Origin of the sequence: Prosthecodimorpha staleyi (genome assembly GCF_018729455.1) — a bacterium.
Taxonomy (GTDB): domain Bacteria; phylum Pseudomonadota; class Alphaproteobacteria; order Rhizobiales; family Ancalomicrobiaceae; genus Prosthecodimorpha; species Prosthecodimorpha staleyi.
In genome coordinates this window covers 44,464-61,763 of the sequence record NZ_JAHHZF010000006.1, presented here as the reverse complement: position 1 = coordinate 61,763, position 17,300 = coordinate 44,464, and the positions used below count along the sequence as shown (strand labels likewise).

The window sequence follows — 17,300 nt, the reverse complement described above, 5'->3', positions numbered from 1 at the left end:
GTGTCAGCCGATCCGACGTTCGAGCAGGGCGTCGAAGGCCTCGGGCTGCTCGTAGGCGGCCCAGTGGCCGGCATCGGACAGGAGGTCGAAGGTCAGGTCGGGGCGGATGGCCCGGAGCAGGCGTTCGCGCTCCGGAAAATTGCCGGCCGCGATCGCGTCATGCTCGCCCCAGACGACATGCAACTGCCCAATCTTGGCGCGCCGGAGCGCTTCCAGGATCGACGCGGAGGCGGCAAAGCGGCGGCTCTTGACCCGGGCGCGGGCGACGTTGTCGGTCTGGATGGCGACGGCGAGATCGTCGATGCGGGCCGGATCGGCGATCATCAGCCGGTTCAGGTTGCGCCGCTGGGCGGCGGCGAGGTCGGCCGGCGACAGGTCGAGATCGGTCCGCTCCAGCGTGATCGCGCGCCGCGCCGCGCCGATTGCCCCGGCCCCGACCAGCGTCAGCGAGCGGTGGCCCGGCCGCAGCGCCGCCAGATGGCTGCCGATCAGCGCGCCGAAGGAGAAGCCGACCAGGTCCGTCTCGGCAGCCGCGAGCCCGATCGCGTCGAGCCCGCGGGCGAGGATCGCGGCGATCGTCTCCGGCACGACCGGCTCCGGCGCATCGGCCGAATCGCCCAGCCCCGGCATGTCGGCCGCATAGACCCGCCGCCGGGCGGCGAGCGCCGGAATGTTGCGCACCCAGTGCTGCCATGAGCCGTAGCCGCCATGCAGCAGGACGACAGGCCGCCCCGCGCCCCAGGCGCGCCAGACCATCGCCCCGGCCCCGCACGGCGTCGCGATCCGCTCGGCGGTGGCGTCCAGGGCGGCGATCGGGGCGGGCACCGTGGTGGATGTCGCGGCGGGGATCGCGGCGGCACACGGCGGATTTTCGGCAGAACTCATGGTCGGTCGGTATCCGGTCGGGGAGGGGACGGGCGGGGAGTGGGGCGGGCGGGGAGTGGGGCGGGCGGGACGGCGGCCGCCGCGGCGTGGGACGGCGAGGGCAGTTCGATGCCCGTCACGCCGTCACGGCGCCGGTCGCCGGGACGGCGGCGAGGCCGTGGCGGCCTTCGCGCCAGCCGCTGCGGATATGGGCCACCATGGCCTCCACCGCGCCGGAAGGGTCGTCGTCGGCGATGCGGGCCAGAATGTCGTCATGCTCGTGGCGCATCCGGTTCGGCCGGTCGTGCCGGGTGTCCTGGGCCGTGAAGGGATATTTCGACCACAGCACGCGCACGAAATGCAGCGTCTGCGGCCGCTCGGCCATGGCATAGAGCCCGAAATGGAAGCGAACATTGGCGGTGCGCACGGCGAGCAGGTCGCCGGCCTCGATGGCGCGGACCACGTCGCGCTGCAGGTCCTGCAGTTCCTGGAACCGGCCGGGCGTGATCCGCGCCACCGCGATCGCGGTCAGCTCGCGCTCCAGCATCAGGCGCAGGTCGTAGATCTCGCGCACCTGGCCGGCGACCAGATGAGGCACGATCAGGCCCTTGTGCGGGTTGCCGCCGACATAGCCCTCGGCCTGCAAGGTCAGCAGCGCCTCGCGCACCGGAGTGATCGAGACGCCGAGTTCGGCGGCCAGTTCGGCCTGCTTCAGCTTGTCGCCGCGGGCATACTGGCCGGCAATGATCCGCTCGCGCAGCACCTGCGCGACCCAGTCCTGCTTGGTGATGGCTGCCATGACGATCCGCGATGGGCCCTGCGGCCGATGGACAATGCATTCTTTATGGTCGACGATCGGGCTTGCGAACGCAAGCGCATTGACGCAGGGTCGCATCGGGCGCCCAGTCGGCCGCCACCCGTCGGCCGCCACCCGTTGGCGGCTTGCCGGCCCGGCCGTCGGGAGGCTGCGGCCCGTCGTCCGCTACCCATCCCGAACCGGGGCCGGAGGTTCGGGCTGATCCCGGGTCGGGCATCCGGCGCGGGTGCCGGGTCCATTGCCGTCCCCGTCTCCGGCTTGGATGCGCGATCGACGCGGCCCGGATACACCGTGCAGGCCATTGCAATCCGTGCAACGCCCTGCAAGTCCTAGCCGGGCTGATGCGCGGCTTTTGCACGCGTTTCGAATCCGTTTGCGGTCCGTCCGCATGGGATCGTGCGGCCGGGTGCCGCGTCGCGTGTCCGGCTGCCCGTCCCGGGGACGACTTGCGTCCCTGTCCGACCGAATTCGTTCGCCCTCCGGAGGATTGCGTTCCGTGCGTCTCGCCCTTCTCGATGACTACCAGGGGGTCGCCCTGTCCCTCGGCGACTGGCAGCGGCTGGCGCCGGCCGTGACCGTCGACGCGCTCGACGGGCCGATCGGCGACATCGACCGGGTGGCCGAACGGCTCGCCCCTTACGACGCCATCCTGGCGATGCGCGAGCGGACACCCTTTCCCGCCGCCCTGTTCGCCCGGCTGCCCCGGCTCCGCCTGCTGGTCACCGCCGGCATGGCCAATGCGGCGATCGACCTGGAGGCCGCCGCCGCGCATGGCGTCCAGGTCTGCGGCACCCGCAGCTGGCCGCATGCGACGCCGGAACTGACCCTCGGCCTGATGCTCGCGCTCGTCCGCCACATCCCGCGCGAGGCGCTCGGCATGCGCACCGGGCGCTGGCAGGAGACCGTCGGTGTCGGCCTCCACGGCCGCACCTTGGGGCTGATCGGCCTCGGTACCATCGGCAGCCGGATGGCGGCTTTCGGGCAGGTGCTGGGCATGAAGGTGATCGCCTGGAGCGCCAACCTGACCGACGAGAAGGCCGCCGCCGCAGGGGCGATCCGTGTCGACAAGGAGGACCTCCTCGCCGCCGCCGACGTGGTCTCCATCCACCTGCGCCTGTCCGAGCGCAGCCGCGGCCTGATCGGCGCGCGCGAACTCGGTCTGATGAAGCCGACCGCCTATCTGATCAACACCTCGCGCGGACCGATCGTCGACGAGGCCGCGCTGGTCGCCCACCTGCAGGCCGGCCGCATCGCCGGCGCCGGCCTCGACGTCTTCGATCTGGAGCCGCTGCCGGCCGACCACCCGCTGCGCAGCCTCGACAACGCCGTCCTGCTGCCGCATCTCGGCTATGTCGTCGAGGAGAACTACCGGCTGATCTATGCCGATACCATCGAAGCCGTGGAGGGCTTCCAGGCCGGCACCCCGGTCCGCCCGTTGAATGCGCCGCGGGGCGCCTGACGGCTCACGCCGGCCGGGCGACCCGGAACGGCGCGGCCATCGCATAGGCCTGGTCGATCAGCCCGAAAGCCTCTGCCATGGCGTCGAGACCGGCGAGGGGCGGGCGCCCTGACCGGGCGCGGTCGAGCACGTCGGCGACGAAGACCTCGTAGAGCGGCACGTTGGTGGTCGGCATGGCGAGGGTCTCGCGGCCGCCCGACCGGTCGGCGATGTCGACCGCGCCGGGTCCGGCAACGGTGACGTAGCCGCCTGCCATATCGACGGCATAGTGCATGTCGAACTGGTGGGTGGCGGCCGGCGTCAGGTAGCCGGTCTCCACCGTCACGGTGCGCCGGCCGTCGGAAACGGTCACGGCGGCATAGTCCTCGATCGGCAGGCCGGCGGCTGCATTGCCCATCACAGACGCGATGACGCGGGTCTGCGCGCCGGGCAGCCAGCAGCGCGCGATATCCATGAAATGGACGCCGAGATTGATCAGCGCGCCGCCGCCCGCCCGGGCCGGGTCGAGCATCCAGGCGCAGCCGGTATCGCGATACCGCTGCGGCGGGCCTGCGACGAAGCGGAAGCTGGCGTAATGCAGCGGATCGTCCGCCAGCCGATGGTTCATGTGCGGAAGGAAGCCGCCATTGCGCAGCACCAGCGGCACGGCCGCGAAGCTGCCACGCGCTTCTGCCTGTCGGGCGATGCCGGACACCTCACGGGCATCGAGGCCGCAGGGCTTCTCCAGGGCGAAGGGAATGCCGGCTTCGATCAGGATGGCGGCCTGCCGCGCCATGTCGGCATGCTGGCCGAGCGCGAAGACGAAATCCGGACGGGTGCGGGCGAGGAGAGTGCCGAGATCGGTCTCGCCCGGGCAGCCGTGGCGCTCCCGGCAGGCCGCGGCCCAGTCCGGGTCGGGATCGGCCATGCCGACGAGGTCGATGCCGTCGAGCCGCCGCAGCGGTTCCAGATAGAGCGGCAGATGCCAATGGGAGGCCCCGGCGAATGCGACGCGCACGACGGTTCCTCCCGTTGGATTTGTGCGGCTACCCCTCGATGTCGACCAGGAAGTTGCCGTCCTCGATGCGCTTGACGCCGTCGACATAGAGGGTCGGGTGCAGGATCACGCCGTCCATGTGGATCTTGGAGAAGATCGAGCCGCCGACATCGACATTGGTGCCGAGGCCGAAATGCATCGTGCCCATGATGTTCTTGTCTTCGCGCTGGATGCCGCGGATGACCGCCTTGGCGTTGACGCCGACCGAGGCTTCCGCCGGGCACATATAGGCGTTCTCGTCGCCATAGGTGGCCAGGAAGTCGCGCAGGATGCGGGCATCCGCGCCGCCGTCGATCTTGATCACCTTGCCGGCCTCGACCGTCAGCTCGATCGGGCTCGACAGGCGGCCGAGATGGTGCATGGTCAGGTCGATGACCAGCTTGCCGTTGGCGGTATATTCGTTCGGCGCGACATTGAATTCGCCGGTCGGGTACAGATAGTAGTAGAGCTTGCCGGCCGGACGGTTCTCGTCCTTCTGGAAGTTGACGATCTTGTAGGCGTCGTAGTCCGGGCCGGGCAGCGGCGGCACCCAGATCTTGTTCTCGACGCTATAGGTGAAATCGGTTCCATAGCGCGACGTGACGCGGCACATCTTGGCATCGGCACCGAAGATGCGCGCGCCGACATAGTGCTTGCGCACCGCGACCTGGCGCATGTCCTCGGTGATCGCGCCCGACTGCATCCATTCGAGCTGCATGCCGCCGTCGAGGCAGATCGACGGGATGCCGGCCTCCATCGAGCGCAGGCTCGCCGCGCAATGCAGCATGCCGGTCGAGGCGATCAGCACGTTCACGTCCGACTTCAGCATCGCCTCGCACACGGCGGCCGGCGGATCGTAGTAGTCGGCCGGGCGGCGCTCAAACAGGGTCACGGTCACGTCCGCCCCGATCTCCTGCAGGATGCTCATCACCGCCTGCCAGACGCGGGGGTCGTGCGCCGTGTCGCTGAGAACCAGCGCGCGCTGCCCCTTCTTCACGTTGCGCACCAGCGGGCGGCGCAGGTGTTCCATGTTTCCCGTCAACAATGCTCCACCGACCATGGCGTCTCGCTCCCTCGCTCTTGTTGGGGTCGATCTTCAATATGTCGACACTATGATGCACAGAGGCGGACAATTTGGAAGGCATATCATCTATGTTGGCATTAAGTGTGGACATTCAGCCACCCGACGGGCGTCGATGCCGCGGCGGCAGGGTCTGGCGGGAGCCGCGGCGTCTTGGTAGATTCCGGGACGTTCTGAGGGGTGAAGATCGAAATGCGCGCCGATAGCGAAGGGCCGATCGAGGCGACGACCGGGGGAGCCGCGGCGCGCGACCCCGACCTCAAGTCGCTCGCCCGCGCCCAGGCCCTTGTCACCCGGATCGTGGCCGAGCGGCACGACCGGCCGTCCCTGGTCGCGCGGATCGCGTCGGAGACCGGCGCGGAGATCATCGAGGGCATCCGCCGGCCGGGCGACGACCTGAACTCGGTCGAGCTGTCGAAACGCTACCGCACCAGCCGCACGCCGATCCGCGAGGCGCTGATGCTGCTGGAGAAGGAGGGGCTGGTCGACGTGCCGCCGCGCAAGCGGCCGCGTGTCGCCTCGCCGGCGCTGGCCGAAATCCGCGAGATCTATCGCGCCCGTGCGGTGCTGTTCGAGATGATCGCGGCCGATGTCGCCGCGGCGATCACCCCCGAGGGGCTGCAGGCGCTGCGCGAGCATTTCGCCGCGATGGAAGCAGCCCACCGCGAGGGCGACCTGAACGGCTTCGTGTGGGCCAATGTCGATTTCTACGAGTTGAACACGCAGCTCGCCAACAACCGCACCGTCAAGCGAATCCTGGATTCGCTTCTGCTGCGCACCGCGCGCCTGCGCCGGCTCAGCCTGTCGCAGCCCGGCCGCATGGCGCGCTCCTTCGACGACCATGCCCGCCTGATCAAGGCCTATGAGGACGGCGACCCGCAGCTCGCCGCCGCGCTGATCCGCTCCAACCACATCAACGCCCTGGCGGCGCTGGAGGCCTATCTGCTCAAGGCCGATTGATGTCCGCGCCGGTCGCGCCGCGCGGCACCAGGGCCGAGACGGCGGTCAGGAGTGCGACCGCCAGAAGCGGGCCGGCATAGCCTCCGGTGCCCGAGACGGCGAGGGCGAAGATCATCGGCCCGAGCACGTAGCCGGTAAACAGCAAGAGCGTTGCGCCGGCCGCGGTCTCGCGCACCCGCCCGCGCGGCGAGATGCGCGCGACCTCGGCGATCTGGACGCCGTTCCACCCGGTCACGGTCGCCCCGGCCAGTGTGCACAGGACGGCGACCAGCGGGATCGGCGTCGTGGCCGGCAAGAGCGCCAGGGCCAACGTGCAGGCGGCGGACAACCCGGCCGCCACCCTCAGCGTCAGTGTGCCGGAGCCGATCCGGTCGGCGATCCAGCCGAGCCCGATGCGGCCGACGATGCCTGCTGTCTGCATGATCGCGAACAGCCCGCCGGCGGCGATCAGGCCGAGCCCGAAGCGGTCGACCAGGATGGTCACCAGGAAGGCGATCCAGACGCCCTGGCTGACGGCGAGCATCAGGCCCGACAGGGCGAGGCGGACGAGGCCTGGCGTCGAGCGCAGGACCAGGATCGGGGTCAGCAGGTTGTCGGGCGAGAGGATACGGGCGAGCGTCAGCGGCGGGCCTTCCGGCCCGGCCGGATCGACCCGGCGGCGGACCGGCTGGACGGCGAAGACGGTCGCCAGCGCGATCAGCGCGGAGACCGCGAGCGCCGCCGTCAAGCCGCCATGCTCGACCAGCGGCGGCAGGATCAGCCCGGCCAGGACGCCGCCGATCGGCACGCCGGCCTGCTTGATCGAGAAGACCAAGGCCTGCCGGTGCGGCGGCACGAAGCGGTGCAGGATGTCGCTGCCGGCGGGCGTCGAGGGGCCGTAGCCGAGCCCCATCAGGACCACGGCGGCGATCAGCACCGCGCCCGACGGCAGCGCCATCAGGGCGACCCCGACGGCACCGGCGACGAGGCCGATCTGCAGCGTCCGCACCGAGCCGACCCGTTCCATCAGCGGCGCGCCGGCGAGCAGGAACAGCATCGAGCCGATCATGGCGGCGCCCGACAGGTAGCCGACCGCGGCCGGCGAGACGCCGCGTTCCGCCGTCAGGATCGGACCGACCGTCGGCGGCAGGCGCAGCAGAAAGGAAGCGACCGACTGCACGGTCAGCGTCAAGAGGAGCGGTGCCAGCCAGGCCCGCCCGGGCGTCCCGGCGCCGCCCCTGTCGTCGATCTCCGTCGTGGTCACCCGCAAAGCCTCATATCTGTCCGCCGGACAGACTGGATAGCCGGGAACGCCCGCGCGCGGTAGGCGGCGATCCGCATGGCCGGGATCCACGCCCTTTGCGACGGTGGGCGGCCGCATGTCCGTCGCCAGCCGACGCGAGGGGCTCTGCCGGCCCGGCCCCTGCGGACGGAACCGCCCGGCGGCGATCCGGCCGGGGCCGGCCCCGTGCGCAGGGACCGGTCCGGTTCGGCAGCGGTCAGCGCTTCTCGGCGCTGCGCCACTGGGCGAAGGCGATGATCTCGCCGACGATGCCGCGGCGGAAGGCGAGCACGCAGGCGATGAAGATCACGCCCTGGATGACCAGCACCCACTGGCCGAAGCCAGCCAGATACTGCTGCATGGCGATGATCACCACGGCGCCGATCACCGGCCCGAAGATGGTGCCCAGCCCGCCGACCAGGCACATCAGCACGACCTCGCCCGACATGGTCCAGTGCACGTCGGTCAGCGAGGCGTTCTGCGCGACCAGCGCCTTGACCGAGCCGGCGAGGCCGGCCAGCGTCGCCGACAGCACGAAGGCCATCAGCTTGTAGCGCTCGGTGCGGTAGCCGAGCGAGATGGCGCGCGGCTCGTTCTCGCGGATCGCCTTCAGGATGTCGCCGAAGGGCGAGTTGACGATGCGCCGGATCAGCAGGAAGGCGATCAGGAACACCGCCAGCACGACATAGTAGAAGGTCTGCTGCTGGGAGAGGTCGAAGAGGCCGAACAGCCGGCCCTGCGGCACGCTCTGGATGCCGTCCTCGCCATGGGTGAAGGGCGCCTGCAGGTAGACGAAATAGACCATCTGCGACAGCGCCAGCGTGGTCATGGCGAAATAGATGCCCTGGCGGCGGATGGCGAGCAGGCCGACCACGGCGCCGATCGCCCCGGCCGCGGCAAGGCCGGCCAGGATGGCCAGTTCCGGCGGAAAGCCCCAGACCTTGGCGGTATGGGCGGCGATGTAGCCGCCGGTGCCGAGGAACATGGCATGGCCGAAGGAGAGCAGGCCGACATAGCCGATCAGCAGGTTGAAGGCGCAGGCGAAGATCGCGAAGCACAGCGCCTGCATCAGGAAATAGGGATAGATCAGCCCGGTCAGCGGCAGGGCGGCGAGCAGGCCGGCCATGACCAGGAAGGCAAGGATCTCGGCGCGCGCGGCGAGAGGGCCGGAGGGAGCGGCGCCGGAGGCGGCAGCGGGGGCGGCATGGGTCGCGCCGGTCATGTCAGGCGGTCCTTCCGAACAGGCCGTTCGGCTTGACCAGCAGGACGATCGCCATGATGACGAACACGACCGTGCTGGAAGCCTCGGGATAGAAATACTTGGTCAGGCCCTCGATCAGGCCGAGCGCGAAGCCGGTCACGATCGAGCCCATGATCGAGCCCATGCCGCCGATCACCACCACGGCGAAGACCACGATGATGAAATCCGCGCCCATCAGCGGCCGGACCTGGTTGATCGGGGCGGCGAGCACGCCGGCGAGCGCGGCCAGCGCGACGCCGAAGCCGTAGGTCAGCGTGATCATGCGCGGCACGTCGATGCCGAAGGCGCGGACCAGTTCCGGGCGCTCGGTGGCGGCGCGCAGATAGGCGCCGAGCTTGGTGCGCTCGATCACGAACCAGGTCGCCAGGCAGACGACGAGGGAGAAGACGATCACCCAGGCGCGGTAGTTGGGCAGGAACATGAAGCCGAGATTCTGCGCGCCGCGCAGTTCGGCCGGGATCGCATAGGGCAGGCCGGACGAGCCGAACTCGTTCTGGAACACGCCCTGGATGACCAGCGCGAGCCCGAAGGTCAGCAAGAGCCCGTAGAGATGGTCGAGCCCGGTCAGCCACTGCAGCATGGTGCGCTCGACCAGCACGCCGACCGCGCCGACCATCAGGGGCGCCAGGACGAGCGCCCACCAGTAGCCGAGCCCCGCCCAGTTGAGCAGGAAATAGGCCGCGAAGGCGCCCATCATGTAGAAGGCGCCATGGGCGAAGTTGATGATGTTGAGCATGCCGAAAATGACGGCGAGCCCGAGGCTCAAGAGGGCGTAGAAGGACCCGTTGATCAGTCCGACGACGAGCTGTCCGTAGAGGGCTTGCATGGCGGCTCCGGGCACCGGGTTCCGGGATGTCGCTGAAACGGCGGGCGGACCGGCCGGTCCCGCGGGAGGCGGGCCGGCCGAGACCGGACGGCGGCGGGGCTCGGCGGACCGGCCCCGCAGCCGGGATCAGATCGTGCGCGCGATCACTTCACGAGCGGGCAGCCGCCCTCGGCGGTCGGCCGGAAGGCCTTGTCGGCCGGGATGGTGGCGACCAGCTTGTAGTAGTCCCAGGGACCCTTCGACTCGGCCGGCTTCTTGACTTCGAACAGATAGGCCGGGTGCAGCTTGCGGCCGTCGGCGCGGATCGTGCCCTTGCCGAACAGCGCGTCGTCGGTCGGCATCTCCTTCATCTTGGCGACCACCTTGGCGCCGTCGCCGGGATTGCCGCCGAAGGTCTCCATCGCCTTCAGATAGTGCAGCACGGCCGAATAGACGCCGGCATGGACCATCGACGGCATCATCTTGTTCTTCATGCGCTCGGAGAAGCGCTTGGAGAAGGCCCGGGTCTGGTCGTTCAGGTCCCAGTAGAAAGTCTCGGTGAAGGTCAGGCCCTGGGCGACCTGCAGGCCGAGGGCGTGCACGTCGGGCAGGAACAGGAGCAGCGCGGCGAGCTTCTGGCCGCCGGCGGTGATGCCGAATTCCGAGGCCTGCTTGATCGAGTTGGTGGTGTCGCCGCCGGCATTGGCGAGGCCGATGATCTTGGCCTTGGACGACTGCGCCTGCAGCAGGAAGGACGAGAAGTCGGCGGTGTTGAGCGGATGGCGGACGGCGCCCGTGACGGTGCCCTTGTTGGCCTTGACGACTTCGGTCGTGTCGCGCTCAAGTGCGTGGCCGAAGGCATAGTCGGCGGTCAGGAAGAACCAGCTGTCGCCGCCCGACTTCACCACCGCCTCGCCGGTGCCGTGCGCCAGCATCCAGGTGTCGTAGGTCCAGTGGACGGTGTTGGGCGAGCAGGCCTTGCCGGACAGGTCCGAGGTGGCGGCGCCGGAATTCAGGAACGCCTTGTTCTTTTCGCGGGTGACCTGGTTGACGGCGAGCGCGACGCCGGAATTCGGCGTGTCGACGATCACGTCGACCTTGTCGACGTCGTACCACTGGCGGGCGATGTTGGTGCCCACGTCGGGCTTGTTCTGGTGGTCGCCGGCGATCACGTCGATCTTCCAGCCCTTGGCGAGGAGGCCGGAATCCTCGATCGCCATCTGGGCGGCCAGCGTCGAACCCGGGCCGCCGAGATCGGCATAGAGGCCGGACTGGTCGGACAGGTTGCCGATGCGGACGGTCTTGTTGTCCTGCGCCGCCGCGGAACCGACGGTCAGCGCGGTCGCCGCAACGGCGGCGAGCAGCGCGGTGATGGTGCGAGACTGCATGGGCTCTTTCCTCTCTTGCTCGGCCGATCAGACGCCGAGATAGTCTTGAAGTTTCTGCTTGTTGGCTTCCAGGTCGGCACTGGCGAAGCCGTCGACGACGCGGCCGTGTTCCATGACGTAGAACCGGTCCGCGACCTTCGAGGCCCAGCGGAAGTTCTGCTCGACGAGCAGAATCGTGAATCCGGATTGCTTCAGCCGGGCGATGGTCCGGCCGATCTGCTGGATGATGACCGGGGCGAGGCCCTCGGTCGGCTCATCGAGCATCAGCAGGCGGGCGCCGGTGCGCAGGATGCGGCCGATCGCCAGCATCTGCTGCTCGCCGCCCGAGAGCTTGGTGCCCTGGCTGCCGAGCCGTTCCTTCAGGTTCGGGAACAGCTCGAAGATCTGGTCCAGGCTGAGTCCGCCGGGCCGCACGACCGGCGGCAGGGTCAGGTTCTCCTTCACGTCGAGGCTGGCGAAGATGCCGCGCTCCTCCGGGCAGAGCGCGATGCCGGCGCGCGCGATCCGGTCGGAGGTCAGCCGGATGGTCTCGGCGCCGTCGAAGACAATCGAGCCGGACCGCTTGCCGATCATGCCCATGACCGACTTCAGCGTCGTCGTCTTGCCGGCGCCGTTGCGGCCGAGCAGGGTCACCACCTCGCCCGGCCGGACGTGGAAGTCGACGCCGTGCAGGATGTGGGATTCGCCGTACCAGGCCTCCAGGCCCGCCACCGTAAGCAGGGCCCCGTTTGCCGCCTCAGCCATCGGCATCCCCCATATAGGCCTGCTGCACCGCCGGATTGGTCGACACGGTCGCGTAGTCGCCCTCCGCCAGCACCTGGCCGCGGGTCAGGACCGTAATGGTGTCCGAGAGTTCGGCGACGACGCTCAGATTGTGCTCGACCATCAGCACGGTCCGGTTGGCGGCGACGCGGCGGATCAGCGCCGTGATCCGCTCGATGTCCTCGTGGCCCATGCCGGCCATCGGTTCGTCGAGCAGCATCATTTCCGGGTCGAGCGCCAGCGTGGTGGCGATCTCCAGGGCGCGCTTGCGGCCGTAGGAGAGCTCGACCGCGCGGGAATGGATGAACTCGGCCAGGCCGACATCCTCCAGGAGTTCGGCCGCGCGCGCGTCGTAGACGCCGAGCACCGACTTGGAGCGCCAGAAGTCGAACGAATTGCCGCGCTGGCGCTGCAGGGCGACGCGGACGTTTTCGAGCGCGGTCAGGTGCGGGAAGACCGCCGAGATCTGGAACGAGCGGATCAGCCCGAGGCGCGCCACATCGGCCGGCTTCAGGCCCGTGATGTCCTCGCCCTTGTAGAGGATGCGCCCGCCGGACGGGGTGAGGAACTTGGTCAGCAGGTTGAAGCAGGTCGTCTTGCCGGCGCCGTTCGGGCCGATCAGCGCGTGGATGGTCCCGCGCCGGACCGAGAGGTTGACATTGTTGACGGCGGTGAAGCCGGCGAAGGTCTTGGTCAGACCTTCCGCTACGAGAATGGGGACGGCGTCGGCTGCAGCCATGGCGCTCCTCGGGGAACCGTTTCCTCGGTGCGGGTCTGAGGCCCGCTTGGGCCCTGGACTTGTGACGGAAAGTCCAGGCCGATGAAGATGTTGTGGCGGAAACTAGCGATCCCGCCCAAACCGGTAAAGCGGAAAGGCGATTGTGGGCGCGCAAATGTTCGGCACGGGTTCGGCACCCGCCGCGCACGCCCGCTCTGTTGTCCGAGGATCCAACACTATGCCTCTCCGAATTGTCTCTGCTGCAATGCGGTATGATGCGATCGACGCATAGCTCTGGTCCGTCATGGCTGCTGATCCTGATCGTTCAGGCTCGCGATGAAATCTGCCAGCACGCGGTTGAAGGCGGCGGGTGCTTCGATCTGCGGCGCGTGGCCGGCGCCCTCGATCGCGACATGGCGGCCCCGGGCCAGCGCCTGCGCCATGGCGACGCCGACATCCGGCCGATAGAGGCGGCTCTCGGCGCCGGTCACGACCAGCGCGGGCCGGTCGATCCGCGGCAGCAGGCTGCGGAAGTCGGTCGTCGCGAGCGTCGACCACAGCGACGCCATGGCGGCCCCGTCGGCGGCTTCGATCGCCTCGATGAAGCCGGCGAGGTCGGCCGTGTCGGTGCGCCGGCCGGGCGCGAACAGGCGCTCGACCACGCGCTCGGCCTGGCGCGGCCAATTCGCCCGCATGGCGGCACTGGCCCGCTCGACCTGGGCCGGTGTCAGGCCGCCGGCGAGGCCGTGGGTCCAGCCCGGCGCATCGAGGATGCGGGCGGTCATGTCGATCACGACGAGGCCGGCGATCCGGTCCAAGCCGAAGCGGGCGATCAGGTCGAAGGCGACGCTTGCCCCCATCGACCAGCCAACCAGCACGACGCCGTCGAGCCCGGCGCCCTCGAGCCAGTCCGCGACCGCCGGTGCCAGATCGGCGAAGACGACCGGGCGGCCTTCGGCGCGGGCGGCGCCGTGACCCGGCAGATCGAGCGCGATCAGGCGCCGGTCGGGCCCCGCCAGGGGCTCCTGGAACCGGAAGAACCCGCCATGGGTCGCCCAGCCGTGCAGGAAGACGACCGGCCGGCCGGCGCCGCGATCGAAATGCGCGACGGCCCGCAGCGGCGGGATCGGGGCGGAGAGGGCGGCCGCGGTCACGAGGCCTCCCGGTCGACGGCCGAGTCGCCGGCGGCGACATCCTCGACATAGACCAGCGCCCGCCCGGTCGCGATCAATCGGCCGTCGGCGTCGACGATCGTGGTGGCGAGGTCGCAGAGATGCTTCTCGGGCCGCAGCCGCGTGATCTCGACGCTCGCCACCAGCGTGCGCGACGCCGGGGCGGCATGATGGAAATCGAGCGACTGCTTCAGATAGTTGGTGCCGCGGCCGGGCAGTTCGACGCCGAGCAGGTAGGAGATCATGCCGGCGACGAGCGGCTCAGGGACCGTCGACGCATCGGCCTCCGGCGCCCCGGCGAGGCTGTGGAAGGCGGCGATCTCGGCCGGCTCGAAGACGCGCGAGACGGAGACGCGGGCGCCGATCCTCATCGTGCTGCCTCCCAGGCGAACAGCGCCTCGCCCTCCAGGCCGCTGGCACCGTCTTCGATGCGCCGCGCCGCGACCGCGAGGCGGATGCCGGCCGCGTCGCGCCCGATCTCGGCGACCTCGATGCGGACCGTCTCGCCGGCATAGGTCGGATGGGCGAAGACCAGCGTCTGGGCGACCTGCGGGCCGACCGGCAGCCGGCTGCGGATCAGCCCCCAGACCTTGGCGTAGATCAGCATGCCGTGCGACACGGTCCGGCCGAAGCGGGTGCGGGCCGAAAAGGCGGGGTCGACATGGATCGGGTTGTCGTCGCCGGACACCTTCGCGAAGGCGTCGAACTCCGCCTGGGTCGGCGTCCAGTCCAGCGTGAAGGCGGCGGGGCCGGTCATGGTGCGGTCTCCGGGGCCAGGCTGCGGGCGAGCAGGTGCTTCTGCACCTTGCCGGCGGCGGTGCGCGGATAGTCTTCGACGACGGTCACGTATTTCGGCACCTTGTAGGCGGCGAGGCGGGCGCGGGCATGGGCGCGCAGGGCCTCGGCATCCAGGCTGGCGCCGGGCCTGAGCCGGATGACGGCATGGCCGACCTCGCCCCAGCGTGCATCCGGCACGCCGACGACCGCGGCCTCCAGAACGGCCGGGTGGGCGTCGAGCACCGCCTCGACCTCGGCCGGATAGACGTTCTCGCCGCCGGAGATGTACATCTCCTTGATCCGGCTCACGATATAGTAATAGCCGTCGGCATCGCGACGGCCCACATCGCCCGAGCGCAGCCAGCCGCCGGGCGCGAAGGCGGCCTCGGTGGCTGGCTGGTTGCCGAAATAGCCGGGCGTCACGGCCGGGCCGCGGAACAGGAGTTCGCCGACGCTGCCGTCCGGCAGGTCGGCGCCGTCCGGCCCGACGATGCGGACCTCGGCCAGCACCTGCGGCTTGCCGACCGAGCCGATCCTGTTCGGTGCCTGCTCCGGGTCCATCAGGAACACGGTCGGGCCGGTCTCGGTCATGCCCATGCCGTTGCAGACCCGGGCGCCGCGGTCGAGGAACAACCGGATCAGCGGCTCGGGCAGGGGCGCGCCGCCGCAGCCCCAGTGGCGCAGGCGCGACACGTCGAGCCGGTCGAAATCGGCGTGCAGCGCGATCGCCTGGTAGAGCGCCGGGACGCCGAAGAACAGCGTCAACCGCCCGTCCGCGATCAGCCGGACCGTCGCATCGACATCGAAGCGCGGCATGACCAGGCTGGCGGCGCCCCACAGGAAGACCGGCAGGGCGTGCAGGTTGATGCCGGCGGTGTGGAACAGCGGCAGGACGTTCAGCGTGACATCGGTCTCGCGCAGCTGCGTCGCCTGGGCAATGTTGACCGCATTGGCGAGTGCCATGCCGGCGGTCTGGATCACGGCCTTGGGCTTTCCGGTCGTGCCGGAGGTGTAGAGCAGGTACCAGACCCGGTCGGCCGGCCAGCCGGGTAGAGCGCCGGTCGGGGCCTCCGGCGCCGCGGCGGCCATCTCGACCTCCAACTCGGTGAAGGACAGACGCGCGACCGGGCCGAGGGCCGCGGCGAGCTCGGCCGTCGCGGCGTCGTGGATCAGGAGGCCGGCGCCACAATCATCGAGGATCGGGATCAGTTCGGCCGGGGTCTGGCGCCAGTTGAGCGGCACCAGGATGGCGCCCGTGCGGGCGGCGGCGAACAGGATCTCGAAGAAGCGCGCGGTGTTGAGGCACAGCACCGCGACCCGGGCGCCGTCGGCGAGGCCGCGGGCGCGCAGGACCGCGGCGATGCGGGTCGTGGCCGCGTCGACCTCGGCGAAGGTGGCGCGGCGGCCCGTCGCGATCTCCTCGAAGGCGAGGCGGTCGGGGGTCAGTTCGGCACGGCGGCGGGCGAAATCGGGGATCGGCGTCATGGCTCGACCTTCCGGATGCGGGGGGCGTCGAGGAAGCGGGCAAGGCCGGCATCGACGGCGTCGTCGTCGACCATCTCCAGGAAGCGGGCCTTCTCGGCGGCGAGCCGGGCGGCGAGCGCGGCGGTCGCCTCGGCCGGCATCAGGAGTTCGCGCGTCGCCAGGATGGCGCCGGCATCGTGGCCGGCCAGCGTCGCCAGCCAGCCGTCGACGGTCTCATCCAGCGCCTCCGGATCGACCGCCGCGGTGACGATGCCGAGCCCGGCGGCCTCGTCGGCGTCGACATGGCGGTTGAGAAGCTGGATCGCACGGGCCTGTGCGACGCCGATCCGGTCGGGCAGCAGGGCCGTCCAGCCGCCGTCCGGGGCGAAGCCGACCGCGACATAGTAGGGCGCCAGGAAGGCGGCCCGGCTCATGGCGGCGAGATCGCAGGCGAGCACCAGACCGAGCGCGCCGCCGGTGACCGGCCCCTGGACGCGCGCGATGGTCGGGAAGGGCAGCTCGATCAGCGCCAGGATGGCCCGGTTGAGCCCGCCGACGAGCCGGTCCGCATAGGCGCGGCGCTGGCCGCGCGGCACGGCGGCAAAGCCGGCAAGGTCGCCACCGGTCGAGAAGCTGCGGCCCTCCGCGGCCAGCACGAGCGCGTCGAGCGAGGCGCCGGCGATGCGATCGAGCGCGGCAACGAGACCCTCGACCAGTTCCGGCACCAGGGCATTGTGGCGGGCCGGGCGGGCGAGCGTGAGGCGCGCCACGGCGCCGGTCACGTCGAGGCGGACGAGATCGCTCGCGCTTAGATGGACAACATCGCTCGCGCTCATCGGGCGTCTCCCGCCGGCTTCGGCGACAGTCCGTGGGCGATCAGGTCGTAACCGGCTGCGGCGATCTCCTCGAGCGAGGCCTGATCGTCCCACAGCGCGTAGCGCTGGCCGACCATGTCGGCGATGCCCATCAGGGCCCAGGCCCGCACGCCGGAATGGCCGGGGCTGATCTCGCCGCGCCCGACGGCGGCCTTCAGGACTTCCTCGTAGGCCGCGGCGAAATCGTCGTAATAGCGCCGGTAGGCCTCGAAATCGACGAACTGGGCCTCGGCGACGATCCGGTAGAGGTCCGGATTGTCGCGCACGAAGCGCAGGAAGGCGACGAGGCCGAGCCGTTCGGCCTCCAGCCGGTCGGCCGCGCCGGTCGTCGCCTGGGTCAGGAAGTGGCGCAGCCGCCGGCCCATGCGCAGCACGAGTTCGCGTAAGACCTCCTCCTTGGAGCGGAAGTAGACGTAGAAGGTGCCCTGCGCGACGCCCGCCTCCTGGGTGATGCCGGCCACCGAGGCGTCCGCGAAGCCGCGCCGGCCGATCTCGCGGATGGCCGCGTCGATCAGCTTCTGCCGGGTCGCTTCGCCGCGCGAGGTCTTTGGCCTCGGCAGCGGCGCTTCGCTTGCGCGCTCCTGCATCTGTCGTCTCTCCCTGCCGGCGGTCTCTCCCGGA

At 70.2% G+C, this 17,300-nt stretch carries 18 protein-coding genes; 2 read left to right on the top strand and 16 right to left on the bottom strand.

What is annotated here, in order from left to right; all coding sequences use genetic code 11:
* Positions 1 to 3 precede the first annotated feature (3 nt).
* Both KL771_RS12985 and KL771_RS12980 read right to left on the bottom strand, forming a co-directional pair.
* Positions 4 to 885, bottom strand: a complete 882-nt coding sequence (locus KL771_RS12985) for an alpha/beta fold hydrolase (RefSeq protein WP_261968986.1) — start codon at positions 883 to 885, stop codon at positions 4 to 6.
* A gap of 115 nt (positions 886 to 1,000) precedes the next feature.
* Positions 1,001 to 1,663 (bottom strand): GntR family transcriptional regulator, encoded by a 663-nt coding sequence (locus KL771_RS12980; RefSeq protein ID WP_261968985.1) that lies wholly within the window; start codon positions 1,661 to 1,663, stop codon positions 1,001 to 1,003.
* A 505-nt stretch (positions 1,664 to 2,168) separates the two neighbouring features.
* Here KL771_RS12980 and KL771_RS12975 point away from each other — a divergent pair.
* Complete coding sequence (locus KL771_RS12975) at positions 2,169 to 3,140, top strand: D-2-hydroxyacid dehydrogenase family protein (RefSeq protein WP_261968984.1); 972 nt, start codon at positions 2,169 to 2,171, stop codon at positions 3,138 to 3,140.
* A 4-nt stretch (positions 3,141 to 3,144) separates the two neighbouring features.
* On the opposite strand, the gene KL771_RS12970 is transcribed toward KL771_RS12975, so the two are convergent.
* Together KL771_RS12970 and KL771_RS12965 are read right to left on the bottom strand one after the other, a co-directional pair.
* Positions 3,145 to 4,137 carry a Gfo/Idh/MocA family protein gene (locus KL771_RS12970; RefSeq protein WP_261968983.1) on the bottom strand — a complete coding sequence of 331 codons (993 nt, stop codon included), beginning with the start codon at positions 4,135 to 4,137 and terminating at the stop codon, positions 3,145 to 3,147.
* Between the two features lie 28 nt (positions 4,138 to 4,165).
* Positions 4,166 to 5,197: an aminopeptidase gene (locus tag KL771_RS12965; protein WP_261968982.1), complete on the bottom strand. Its 1,032-nt coding sequence runs from the start codon at positions 5,195 to 5,197 to the stop codon at positions 4,166 to 4,168.
* A 231-nt stretch (positions 5,198 to 5,428) separates the two neighbouring features.
* On the opposite strand from KL771_RS12965, the gene KL771_RS12960 reads away from it, so the two are divergent.
* Complete coding sequence (locus tag KL771_RS12960; protein ID WP_261968981.1) at positions 5,429 to 6,196, top strand: GntR family transcriptional regulator; 768 nt, start codon at positions 5,429 to 5,431, stop codon at positions 6,194 to 6,196.
* Here KL771_RS12960 and KL771_RS12955 read toward each other — a convergent pair.
* From KL771_RS12955 to KL771_RS12900, 12 genes are all read right to left on the bottom strand, one after another.
* A complete protein-coding gene (locus KL771_RS12955) occupies positions 6,183 to 7,439 on the bottom strand; it encodes an MFS transporter (protein ID WP_261968980.1) in 1,257 nt (418 codons plus the stop codon). The genes KL771_RS12960 and KL771_RS12955 overlap by 14 nt on opposite strands.
* Before the next feature lie 235 nt (positions 7,440 to 7,674).
* Complete coding sequence (locus KL771_RS12950; RefSeq protein ID WP_261968979.1) at positions 7,675 to 8,679, bottom strand: branched-chain amino acid ABC transporter permease; 1,005 nt, start codon at positions 8,677 to 8,679, stop codon at positions 7,675 to 7,677.
* Between the two features lies 1 nt (position 8,680).
* On the bottom strand, positions 8,681 to 9,544 hold the full coding sequence (locus KL771_RS12945; RefSeq protein WP_261968978.1) for a branched-chain amino acid ABC transporter permease: 864 nt from the start codon (positions 9,542 to 9,544) through the stop codon (positions 8,681 to 8,683).
* Positions 9,545 to 9,687: 143 nt separating this feature from the next.
* Positions 9,688 to 10,911 (bottom strand): ABC transporter substrate-binding protein, encoded by a 1,224-nt coding sequence (locus tag KL771_RS12940; protein WP_261968977.1) that lies wholly within the window; start codon positions 10,909 to 10,911, stop codon positions 9,688 to 9,690.
* Positions 10,912 to 10,938: 27 nt separating this feature from the next.
* The gene (locus tag KL771_RS12935) at positions 10,939 to 11,655 is read right to left on the bottom strand and encodes an ABC transporter ATP-binding protein (RefSeq protein ID WP_261968976.1); all 717 of its coding nucleotides are present in this window, start codon (positions 11,653 to 11,655) and stop codon (positions 10,939 to 10,941) included.
* A complete protein-coding gene (locus KL771_RS12930; protein WP_261968975.1) occupies positions 11,648 to 12,412 on the bottom strand; it encodes an ABC transporter ATP-binding protein in 765 nt (254 codons plus the stop codon). Before KL771_RS12930 ends, KL771_RS12935 begins: the two co-directional genes overlap by 8 nt.
* Before the next feature lie 281 nt (positions 12,413 to 12,693).
* Positions 12,694 to 13,545 carry an alpha/beta fold hydrolase gene (locus KL771_RS12925; protein ID WP_261968974.1) on the bottom strand — a complete coding sequence of 284 codons (852 nt, stop codon included), beginning with the start codon at positions 13,543 to 13,545 and terminating at the stop codon, positions 12,694 to 12,696.
* Positions 13,542 to 13,934, bottom strand: a complete 393-nt coding sequence (locus KL771_RS12920; protein ID WP_261968973.1) for a phosphate acetyltransferase — start codon at positions 13,932 to 13,934, stop codon at positions 13,542 to 13,544. The genes KL771_RS12925 and KL771_RS12920 overlap by 4 nt, the downstream gene beginning before the upstream one ends.
* Positions 13,931 to 14,320: a MaoC/PaaZ C-terminal domain-containing protein gene (locus tag KL771_RS12915; RefSeq protein WP_261968972.1), complete on the bottom strand. Its 390-nt coding sequence runs from the start codon at positions 14,318 to 14,320 to the stop codon at positions 13,931 to 13,933. The genes KL771_RS12920 and KL771_RS12915 overlap by 4 nt, the downstream gene beginning before the upstream one ends.
* A complete protein-coding gene (locus KL771_RS12910; RefSeq protein ID WP_261968971.1) occupies positions 14,317 to 15,825 on the bottom strand; it encodes an AMP-binding protein in 1,509 nt (502 codons plus the stop codon). The genes KL771_RS12915 and KL771_RS12910 overlap by 4 nt, the downstream gene beginning before the upstream one ends.
* Complete coding sequence (locus KL771_RS12905; RefSeq protein WP_261968970.1) at positions 15,822 to 16,640, bottom strand: enoyl-CoA hydratase/isomerase family protein; 819 nt, start codon at positions 16,638 to 16,640, stop codon at positions 15,822 to 15,824. Before KL771_RS12905 ends, KL771_RS12910 begins: the two co-directional genes overlap by 4 nt.
* Positions 16,637 to 17,266, bottom strand: coding sequence for a TetR/AcrR family transcriptional regulator (locus KL771_RS12900; RefSeq protein ID WP_261968969.1), 630 nt, complete (start codon positions 17,264 to 17,266; stop codon positions 16,637 to 16,639). The genes KL771_RS12905 and KL771_RS12900 overlap by 4 nt, the downstream gene beginning before the upstream one ends.
* Positions 17,267 to 17,300 lie beyond the last annotated feature (34 nt).

Coding starts and splice junctions, on each gene's coding strand:
- KL771_RS12985 (WP_261968986.1), bottom strand. CDS start 885: ATGAGTTCTGCCGAAAATCCGCCGTGTGCCGCCGCGATCCCCGCCGCG.
- KL771_RS12980 (WP_261968985.1), bottom strand. CDS start 1,663: ATGGCAGCCATCACCAAGCAGGACTGGGTCGCGCAGGTGCTGCGCGAG.
- KL771_RS12960 (WP_261968981.1), top strand. CDS start 5,429: ATGCGCGCCGATAGCGAAGGGCCGATCGAGGCGACGACCGGGGGAGCC.
- KL771_RS12950 (WP_261968979.1), bottom strand. CDS start 8,679: ATGACCGGCGCGACCCATGCCGCCCCCGCTGCCGCCTCCGGCGCCGCT.
- KL771_RS12945 (WP_261968978.1), bottom strand. CDS start 9,544: ATGCAAGCCCTCTACGGACAGCTCGTCGTCGGACTGATCAACGGGTCC.
- KL771_RS12940 (WP_261968977.1), bottom strand. CDS start 10,911: ATGCAGTCTCGCACCATCACCGCGCTGCTCGCCGCCGTTGCGGCGACC.
- KL771_RS12935 (WP_261968976.1), bottom strand. CDS start 11,655: ATGGCTGAGGCGGCAAACGGGGCCCTGCTTACGGTGGCGGGCCTGGAG.
- KL771_RS12930 (WP_261968975.1), bottom strand. CDS start 12,412: ATGGCTGCAGCCGACGCCGTCCCCATTCTCGTAGCGGAAGGTCTGACC.
- KL771_RS12920 (WP_261968973.1), bottom strand. CDS start 13,934: ATGAGGATCGGCGCCCGCGTCTCCGTCTCGCGCGTCTTCGAGCCGGCC.
- KL771_RS12915 (WP_261968972.1), bottom strand. CDS start 14,320: ATGACCGGCCCCGCCGCCTTCACGCTGGACTGGACGCCGACCCAGGCG.
- KL771_RS12910 (WP_261968971.1), bottom strand. CDS start 15,825: ATGACGCCGATCCCCGATTTCGCCCGCCGCCGTGCCGAACTGACCCCC.
- KL771_RS12905 (WP_261968970.1), bottom strand. CDS start 16,640: ATGAGCGCGAGCGATGTTGTCCATCTAAGCGCGAGCGATCTCGTCCGC.
- KL771_RS12900 (WP_261968969.1), bottom strand. CDS start 17,266: ATGCAGGAGCGCGCAAGCGAAGCGCCGCTGCCGAGGCCAAAGACCTCG.